Genomic DNA, 3205 nt, shown 5'->3' with positions numbered 1-3205 from the left:
AACCCTCTACAGGCCTGTGACCTGCGATGATGCTCTCGATCACGTATTTGTTACTTCATTACGTCCCCTACGCGACCTTCATCGCGTCCTACACTCCCGGTATTCGCTGGACGTCCCGGGGGGAACACTTGAGCGACTACGACTACTTCGTTTCGCACGCACCGGAAGATCAAACCTGGGCTGAATGGATTGCTTGGGAGCTGGAGGAACATGGCCAACGGGTGCTATTGCAGGCGTGGGCGGAGATCCCCGGCGTCAACTGGACGAACCTGGTGAACGAGGGCATGCGGAACTCGGCCCGGACCGTCGCAGTCGTGTCGCCGGCCTACGTCGATTCGGACGAGCTGTCCGCGCAGTGGCAGGTGGCGTGGCGAGAAGATCCAGCGGGCAGGTCCGGGAAGCTGCTCGTCGTGAAGGTAGCGCCCTGCGATCCGGGTGGCTTCCTTGCGACCGTCAGCCCAGTGGATCTGGTCGACCTGGCGGAAGCAGAAGCCCGCCGGGCCTTGGTGACGATGGTCGAGCAGGTGGCGTCCAAGAGTTCGCGGCCGGACCGCCGTCCGGCCTACCCTCGCGCTGTGCCGGTCCGGCCGGTCTTCCCAGGGTCGGTCCGATTCCGGCGGGACGGCGCGGGTGAGGCGCCGCCGGCTTCGCTGGCCCGCCGACGGGTGTGCTTGATCGTCGCTGTCGAGGGCTGGGCGGAGTCGGCGCTGCTCGAAGGGTTCGTCGGCGACGAGCGGGTGGCTGCAGGTGCAGATCCTGACGCGGATGCGGCCGTTCGACTCGCTGTCGGCCCTCAGGTGCTGTGGCTGGCGCATCAGGTGGTACTCAGAGCAGGTGTCGAGCATGATTCGTGCGACGTAGTCGCCGCCCGGGACGGCCTGCTGCTTCTACTGCCGCCGGGGTTGGACGACGCGACGACCATCTCGTCGCTGATCGTCGGGTTCGGTGACGGGGTCCGGGCGTTGAACGGCCGCCCGGACGGGCTCCCGACGATCCAGCTGCGGGTGTCGCTGGCGGCCGGACCGGTCTACCTCGGGGCAACTGCCTTCGAGGGGGCCGGAATCGACCGGGCACGGCGTCTCGCCGCCTGCCCCGCGCTGGGCACAGCCCTGTCGGCGTCTGCGGCGTCCGAGGTGGCGGTGCTGCTGGATGCAGACCTGTATCGGGACCTCAAGGAGGCTGGTACGTCCGTCGCGTCCGCCGCGTTCTCACGGGTCCGCCTCGGCGCCGTCCCTGGTACACGTCGCGTCGAACACGCATGGCTGCTGGTCTACTCGGCGAACTCCGTCCTGGGCCGGCTCGACGACGCTCGGCTACGTCGGGCGGTGTCCGCGGCGTCGCTCGGCGGTGGGGTCCCGGGCGCGATCACAGGGCTCGCCGCAGCGGAGGCATGGCGTCATCTCGGTTCCACAGCCCAGCCGGGCGTGGATCAGGACGCCGACCCGAGCGGGGGTACGGGCGGCGCCGGACCGCTGGACACCGCCGCCACCGAGGAACATCCGACCGTCGAGCAGCCTCTCGCGCCGCCCGGAGACGACTGGGCTACCGGCGGCCACGAAGGGCTCGACGAGTTCACGGACCCGGTGTCCAGCGGCGACGACACCGGACTGATCCACGCCGATTCGTCCTACGGTATCGACGAGGGCCTCAGCGGCAGTGCATCGCTCGACCTCGGCTCCGGGTGGTAGGTATTCGCCGTCACCCGCCATATCTCTACCTGGCGCCCGGTCGCGACGGCGAGCCTCGCGCCGTCCGGACTGAACGCCAAGTGGTCCACCCGTTCCGAGGTCGTGACCGGCTCACCCAGCGGTGTGCCGTCCGCAGCGTCCCACAGACGGACGTAGGTCGCCCCGCCGGTCGCGACAGTGCCTCCCGTCGGACAGAACTGGACAGTGACCAGCTCGGCAACGTCGACCCGGCAGTGGTCCAGGACGAAGCGGGGAGCCGCCTCCGGAAGATCCCAGACCCACACCTTGCCGGTCCGGGCGCAGGCGGCGGCGATCGTGCGGCCCTCGGGGCTGACCGCCACGTCGCGGAACTCGATGCCGGGGGTCGCGGCCAGTTCGGCCACGAGTAACCGGCGGTCGACGTCCCACACGAGGGCGGTGTGGCCGACGACGACGAGGTTCCCGCCGCCCGGCCCGAGGGCGGCGTCCGCGCCGACGACGGCACCGGACCCGCCGATCAGTCTGGTGTCGAACAACAGTTCGCCGGTGACCGTGTCCCAGACCCGGACCGACGTGTCCCCGTACGGCCCGCCGACTGTCGCGACGCGCTGTCCACCAGGGCTGAATGCGGCGTGGGCGATCGCGTTGGTCCGCGTCGACGCGACGGCGAGTTCCGTGAGCTGGTCGCGGCTGCGGCAGTCCCAGACCCGTGCCACCCCGTCGCGGCCGGCGCTGAGCAGCCGCCCCCCCACTTGGTCGTACCCGACGTCGGCGACCCAGGCGCCGTGCCAGATCGGTTGGGACAGCGCACCGGTCAGCGAGTTCCAGGTCCGGACAACTCGGTCGCGGCAGGCTCCGGCCAGCTCCACGCCGTCAGGGGCGAAGGCAACGGCGTTGACTGTTCGCGCCACCGGAAGGAACGACAGCAGGGGCGTCAGCGCCGGCGGCCGGGGTGGGTGCCGACGACCGGCAGTTCGCCGACGGGCTTTCTCTCTCACCGCTCGACGCGCCAAGCGGACCGCGCCGCGTACGACGGCTAGTTCCGGCGAGTCGTCGATCAGGACGGGTTTGCCGAAGCATTCGGCCAGCATCGTCGTGACCAGCGGGATGCGGCTGCTTCCGCCGACCGGCACGATGACGTCGACGTCCTGCCAGCGGGTGTTGCTTCTGTTTACCGTGCGGTCACATATGGCGATCGTTTCGGCCAGCACGGGGCGCAGGTCGTCCTCCCACTCCGCGCGCCGCAGCGTGAACGGCAGCATCGGTGTCCGCTGCAGCGAGGGCAGCATTTCGGCGTACCTGTCTACCGAGTCGGGTAGCCGGCGGGAATCGCACCCGCCGGCTCCCACGGATCCGTACGTGAACCTCTCGGTTCATACGGCTCTTACCGCCTGGCGAACGAGCCTCCGCAGTCGGTGACCCATGCCCAGTGGGCGAAAAGTCCGGGTTCGTTGGTGACGACCCTTTCCCACCAGGCTTCGAGCCGTTGTTTACGACGCAGCCGTCTGTATTTCTTGCGGTCCCAACGCATCAGGTAG

The 3205-nt window shown here is 69.3% G+C and carries 2 protein-coding genes; one reads left to right on the top strand and one right to left on the bottom strand.

Annotation, left to right across the window (positions count from 1 at the left end; all coding sequences use genetic code 11):
* Positions 1 to 26: 26 nt before the first annotated feature.
* Positions 27 to 1688 carry a toll/interleukin-1 receptor domain-containing protein gene (locus AC08OU_RS23885; RefSeq protein WP_476605878.1) on the top strand — a complete coding sequence of 554 codons (1662 nt, stop codon included), beginning with the start codon at positions 27 to 29 and terminating at the stop codon, positions 1686 to 1688.
* Here the strand turns inward: AC08OU_RS23885 and AC08OU_RS23880 are convergent.
* Positions 1628 to 2956 carry a WD40 repeat domain-containing protein gene (locus tag AC08OU_RS23880; RefSeq protein ID WP_476602353.1) on the bottom strand — a complete coding sequence of 443 codons (1329 nt, stop codon included), beginning with the start codon at positions 2954 to 2956 and terminating at the stop codon, positions 1628 to 1630. The genes AC08OU_RS23885 and AC08OU_RS23880 overlap by 61 nt on opposite strands.
* Positions 2957 to 3205: the final 249 nt, after the last annotated feature.

Source organism: Frankia sp. CcMO1 (assembly GCF_977945845.1).
Note: the sequence above shows the minus strand (reverse complement) of the source record. Positions and strands in the feature narration are given on the sequence as shown.

Excerpts from the sequence above, each read along its gene's own strand:
- AC08OU_RS23885 (WP_476605878.1), top strand. The coding sequence starts at position 27 with ATGATGCTCTCGATCACGTATTTGTTACTTCATTACGTCCCCTACGCG.
- AC08OU_RS23880 (WP_476602353.1), bottom strand. The coding sequence starts at position 2,956 with ATGCTGCCCTCGCTGCAGCGGACACCGATGCTGCCGTTCACGCTGCGG.